This window comes from Kitasatospora sp. NPDC057542, assembly GCF_042801945.1.
Lineage (GTDB): Bacteria > Actinomycetota > Actinomycetes > Streptomycetales > Streptomycetaceae > Kitasatospora.
On the sequence record NZ_JBHVFE010000555.1, the window covers coordinates 1 to 5,342 of the forward strand.

At 70.8% G+C, this 5,342-nt stretch carries 5 protein-coding genes; 2 read left to right on the top strand and 3 right to left on the bottom strand.

Annotation, left to right across the window (positions count from 1 at the left end):
* Positions 1–200: 200 nt before the first annotated feature.
* Positions 201–788: a DUF6939 family protein gene (locus tag ACFU7Y_RS39355; protein WP_380771246.1), complete on the bottom strand. Its 588-nt coding sequence runs from the start codon at positions 786–788 to the stop codon at positions 201–203.
* A gap of 403 nt (positions 789–1,191) precedes the next feature.
* On the opposite strand from ACFU7Y_RS39355, the gene ACFU7Y_RS39360 reads away from it, so the two are divergent.
* A complete protein-coding gene (locus ACFU7Y_RS39360; RefSeq protein ID WP_380771247.1) occupies positions 1,192–3,060 on the top strand; it encodes a hypothetical protein in 1,869 nt (622 codons plus the stop codon).
* Between the two features lie 67 nt (positions 3,061–3,127).
* The gene (locus tag ACFU7Y_RS39365) at positions 3,128–3,790 is read left to right on the top strand and encodes a hypothetical protein (RefSeq protein ID WP_380771248.1); all 663 of its coding nucleotides are present in this window, start codon (positions 3,128–3,130) and stop codon (positions 3,788–3,790) included.
* Between the two features lie 243 nt (positions 3,791–4,033).
* On the opposite strand, the gene ACFU7Y_RS39370 is transcribed toward ACFU7Y_RS39365, so the two are convergent.
* Together ACFU7Y_RS39370 and ACFU7Y_RS39375 are read right to left on the bottom strand one after the other, a co-directional pair.
* Positions 4,034–4,834: a hypothetical protein gene (locus tag ACFU7Y_RS39370; RefSeq protein WP_380771249.1), complete on the bottom strand. Its 801-nt coding sequence runs from the start codon at positions 4,832–4,834 to the stop codon at positions 4,034–4,036.
* Between the two features lie 237 nt (positions 4,835–5,071).
* Positions 5,072–5,342, bottom strand: a 271-nt coding sequence (locus ACFU7Y_RS39375; protein ID WP_380771250.1) for a hypothetical protein, incomplete at its 5' end; no start/stop codon positions are given.

The window sequence follows — 5,342 nt, forward strand, 5'->3', positions numbered from 1 at the left end:
CGACGGGGGCCAGGGCAGAGGCGCGGTGTCAGCGTCTCGGGTTCACGCGACCGTATCCATGCAGGCTGAACACGTCGTGGCCGCGGCCGCACCGGGTACGAGGAATTTTCCGCGGAAAATCAGCGGGTAGTCATCTCCCGGCCGTCGCTGCGGGCCCATGGCACCCACCACACACCCCGTGCTTCCGTCGTCGGACCACTTCACGGCATTCGACCGCCGGTGCTGCTGGAAGCCTCGACCTCCTCTTCGCCAGGCCAGCGCCCCTCTACGTGCAGCTGGATGAGTGCGGCGTGGGAGAGCGGGCTGCCGGGGTCGGTGACGTCCCCGTTGGTGGTGTAGTCCAGGAGTACGACGTCGTCCTTGTTCCTGATCAGCTCGACCAGGTCGGCGACGCGATGCTCAAGGATCCAGCGATAGGCAGGCAGGTAGATCCGGCGTCGGGCCGCCTCATAGGGCAGCAGCCGGTCGCCGTGCAGGCCGGTTCGGTGACCGAGGACGGGACCGTATCGACGGACCGTCCGTTTCAAGCCTTTCATCGTGGTGACCCCGAGCTTCGCGGGATCCACGTCGGAGTCCTGGAAGACCTTGAGGGATTGCCAGATCCCTTCCACCGACTGGCTGGTCACACCATCGCTGTAGGGGACCCGGATGCCGCCGTGCGGGTAGAACGGGCTCAACCGCACCCACGGCTCCGGGGCCTTGGAGGTGACGTCGATGATCTCCGCCCCGGGGAACGCGGCGGTCAGTGACGCCATCGAACGGCGACGGCTGGCAATACGGATCGGCACCTGAAGGCCCCCCTGACTTGATGACATCAGCCACCGAGCATCCACGATGGCGCTGACATCGCGCCCCGCCCGTGGAACCGGCAGCGCTCCGGCCACTCCGCACACCGGGCCAGCCCGGGCCCACGCTCGGGAATTTTCCGCAGAAAATTCGTGTCCACCGAGAGCTGCCCGGGCCGGGCGGGACCACAGCTCGACGCAGTCCGATCTGCTGCTCGACCGGCCCGCGCCACCGGCCCAGGTGAAGCCGGCAGGATCCGCGGAATTTTCCTCGGAAAATCGGTCGGCCGGGGCGGGACCGGTGACGCCCGGCCCAGGGGAAGCGGGATCGCAGGCGACCGCCCGGGCAGGGCCCAACACCGCATCCTGCGAACGGTGTCAGCACTGGTGCCTAGAGTTCGCGGACGTGAGATCACCTGAAGAGCTGGACACGATCGACTGGCCCTCCCTGGGACAGGCCTACGGCAATGGCAGCGACGTCCCCGGCTGGATACGCGCCCTGTACTCCGACGACCGGGACCAGGCGCGCACCGCCGTCTTCGAGTTCTTCAGCCGAGCGCTGCACCAGGGGTCGGTGTCATCGGCCGCCGTAGCGGCGGTCCCCTTCCTCGCTCACGCAGCCATGCACACCATCCACGAATGGGTAGCCGTGCTCGCCGCTCTGGCCGGGTGCGGGGGCACCGAAGCGGAGCCGGAGTACGACGACGAGGTGCAAGGGTGCGCCCGAATCGCCGCCGAGGTGACAGGGCTGCTGCACCTGCTGCGCGGCGACGACCCACTGGTGCGCCGCACCATGGTGCGCGTCGCCCGCCGTGCCACCGGCGAGACCGTCCCCGCGGTGCTGCGCGAGCTGGCTACCTGCTACGCGTCCGACCCGGCCGCGGCCGTCCGCGCCGAGGCACTGACCGTCCTGACGCTGCTCGACCCGGACGAGAGCGCCGCCCACCGCCGTCTCCGGTCGGCCCTGACGGATCCGGTGCCGGCCGTCCGCGCCGCCGCCGCTCTGGCCCTGCTGGAACGCTCCGAGGCGCCCTTCCCAGCCGACGTGGTCGCCGTCCTGGCCGAGGCCGGAGGCGACCCCGGGTTCGACGTCGGCACCCATGAGTTCGCCCCGGGAATCGGTACCGCCGACGAACGCGCCTGGATCCTGACCGAGGACGCGGACGCCCTCGCGACAGTGGCCCGCGGCTGGATCACCCGAGGGGACCACCAGGGCCGCGGCACGCGCCGCGCCCGACACCTGTCCGCGATGTGGCGCGACCGCGAGGACGAGACCGTCAGCCTGCTCACCGCCGCACTCCCCCACAAGCACGCCCTCTGGGACCTCGACACCCTGCTCGGCACGATCTCCCAGGACCTGCTCGGGGCCTCGCGTCCCGACCCGGCGCTCGGCGACAACCTCCTCCCCCACGTGCACACCGACACCCTCGCCGCCCGCCAAGCCCAGACGATCCTCGGTCACCTCGGGGATCCGCGCCTCCTCACCGACATCCCCGAGCCGGCCCCGGAGGCACTGGCCGCACTCGCCGTCCGTACCCGCAACCCCGAGCATCAGCGCCTCGCCCTGCGACACCCCGACGGCACCCACGTGGACGGCCTCTACAGCACACTCTCCGCCGAGGAGGCCCGCACCCATCTGCCGGACCTCACACAGCTGCTGCGCCACCACCCCACCCGGACCCTCGTCCACCGCTTCGCCGACTGGGCGATTCGGGACACCGAACTCCTCGACCTTCTGGAAGCCCTCTCCCGCACCACCGGCGACGACGACCTCGCCACCGCCGCGACCGTCACCGCCGCCCGCCTCACCGGCGATCCGAAGACCGCCCTGCACCGCCTGACGCCCCGACTCGCGGACAGCGGACGGCAGCTGGAGGAGGCCGGACGTCTGGGCAGCGCAGCCGCTCCCCTACTGCCCCTGGTCGAGCGCTACCTCGACAGCGGCGACGGCTGGACCCGGCTGCACGCCGCCGAGGCCCACTGGCGGATCACCGGCGATCCGTCCGCCGCACTCCCCGTCCTGGCCGCACTGGTCAACCCGTCCCTCCCGGTAGGTCTACGTGCGCTCCAGGCGCTCCACCGGATCGGTCCGCCGTATCCGCCCGACCTGCAACCGCACCTGCTGCACTGGGCGACCAGCGAACGCCGTCTGCTGCACGAGTACGGCATCTGTTTCCCCGCCCAGCGGCACCGCGACGACGAGCTGCGCGAGACGGCACGCCGGATGCTCGGCTGGCGTGGCCGCCGGGGACGACCAGCGCCGGCGGGGGAGTAGGTCCGGGGTGCCGAATTGCGTACGGGTACTCATGAAGCGGCCGGCCCCGTGGCGCACGGTACAAACCATGGTGAACAGTGTTCGGCGGGGTGGTCGGGGACGCGGAACAGCTCGCGCGTTGGCGGCCTTCGTGGTGGCGGGTGCGGTGGTGTTCGGTGGGGTGAGGGCCACCGGGGCCTGGGAGGGGGACCCGTTCCCGGGGGCCGATCCGGCCGCCACCGCCAAGCGTCTCAACGACCGGACGCTGGCCGTCTACGACGTGCTCGGCGTGCCGGACGGACTGATGCTCGATCTGCGGAACAGCCACGGTGTCCAGGCCGACATCTACGATTGCCACGGTCGGGGGCTCGTCCACTTCCTCGACGACCTCAAGGACACCGCTCCTCACGAGCCCCGCACGGCCGCGATCAGCGCGGGCTTCACGCTCACCGGGCTCACCCACTCCCAGGCCGCGGAGGCGATGGAGCGGGCTCGCCGGGCCCTGGCCGGGCAGGGGTGGACAGCCTGGCTCCGCGACCTGTCCGGCGACATCCAGCTGAAGCCTCCGAGTGCCCGCCCCGGCAGCGTCTCCGGGAACGTCTTCGTCAACTTCTACGATCGGAGCGGCTTCTTCACCATCGCGGCGTACGCGGAGTGCGCCCGCTACCTCGACGACATACCTGTGACCTCTGAGGGGAAGCCTGAGCATCTGGCCTACCTCTCGGTGCCCGCCCGGGTCCGCCGGGAGTGACCACGATCCGCGCGAAGGATTTTCCGCGGAAAATTCGGGCCCGCCGGCAGTCGGGTTCGCTGGCAGATGACCGCCGGTGACCGGATCATTGCGGGCGGGCCCGCACCACCGGGCCGTCCGTGTCCCCCGGCTCCACGAATTTTCCGCGGAAAATCGTCCGGTCGCATCCGGGAATCGAATCCGGCAGTCGGCGGGGGAGAGGCCCGGGGGAGTGCGACGCCACGGGCCCTGTGCTGCTCCTCGTCAGTGCGCCCAGGGCAGTCGTACCGCTTCGATCTCGGAGTCGTTCAGCAGCGCTGCGATCAGGTCCGGGGGTCCGGCGACCTTGGTGGCCCACAGATCGTAGTCGGTGCACAGGACCCATGAGCGGTCCTCGGCCCAGAGGTTCGACGGGCTGTAGTCCGCCTCGGATATGTCGTACAGGATCTCAGCGTCACCGAGGCGGCTTGCACGCACATGGTGGTTGTCGTAGTCGGCGGCCCGGAGCGTCAACGGGCTGTAGTAGGCCAGGCAGCGGGTGTCCGGGCCCGCAGGGCTGTGCTCGGTGAGGACGGCGATCAGTCGGATCCAGGTCTCCCGGTCCAGGCTCCCCTCGGTGGGCGGGATGATGCCGACCGGCCAGCTGCCCTCCTTCTTGACCGAGGGGAAGCAGTGGTAGGAGGGCAACTGCCCGTCGGGCACGACCGGGTCGCCGGTCCGGCGGGCGAGTTCCGCCCAGCGCAGCCGCCGCCAGCCGGGGCCGGGGTGTTCGGCCCGGCCCAGCCCGCCTCCCGTGGCGACGCCCACGGCGTCGAAGTCGAAGCCCGCGACGATGAGGGGCTGGACGCTCCCGTCCGCCAGACCTGCCTGGTGGTACTCGTGGTGCGACACCTCGGTCGGCCCCCGCTCGTGCTCGTACATGGCGTTGAGCACCCAGACCGCGTCCGGCATCGCGGGCGGCATGAACCCGGTCAGGCCCTCACCGCACAGCTCCTGCAACCAGTCGGTCACGCCGGACGGGGCGAGCGGCCACAGGTCTGACAACAGGTTCGATTCCTCAGGCATGCGTTCATGATCCCAGCCACGGCCACAAGCCCCGCGAGGGCTGGTCACCTTGTAGCCGTTCCACCGCGTGGGGACGGTCCGGTCCATCCGGCCGGGTACTCGGAAGATGTGTCCGACACGAGCAGCAGGGCCGCCGTCACCCGGGGCGTGCCTGGCGCAGGGCTCGTACGGCCGGCTCGCGGACCTCGTCGGGCCCGTCGGTGTCCGGGACGCCCTGGCGGGACGGTGGTCCTACGGTCACTCGTCCTTGGCGAGAGTAGCGAGGGCGGCACCTGCGTCACGGTAGCCCTCGACGGATGCCAGTGCTTCTGCGGCCTGCAGACGATGGTCGGCGTCAGCGTCGAGCTGGAGGGCGAACTCCACCAGCCCGTTCTCGCCTTGAGTGATCTGCGGTCTGCCCAGGAAGCGCGGGTGAGCAGGGCTTTGGCCCGGGGCAGCCTTCCAGGGGGAGCCGCGCGGAGAGTGCTGGTGAGCACCATGCGGTGGTGGGGCCCGGCCCGTGTCGGAC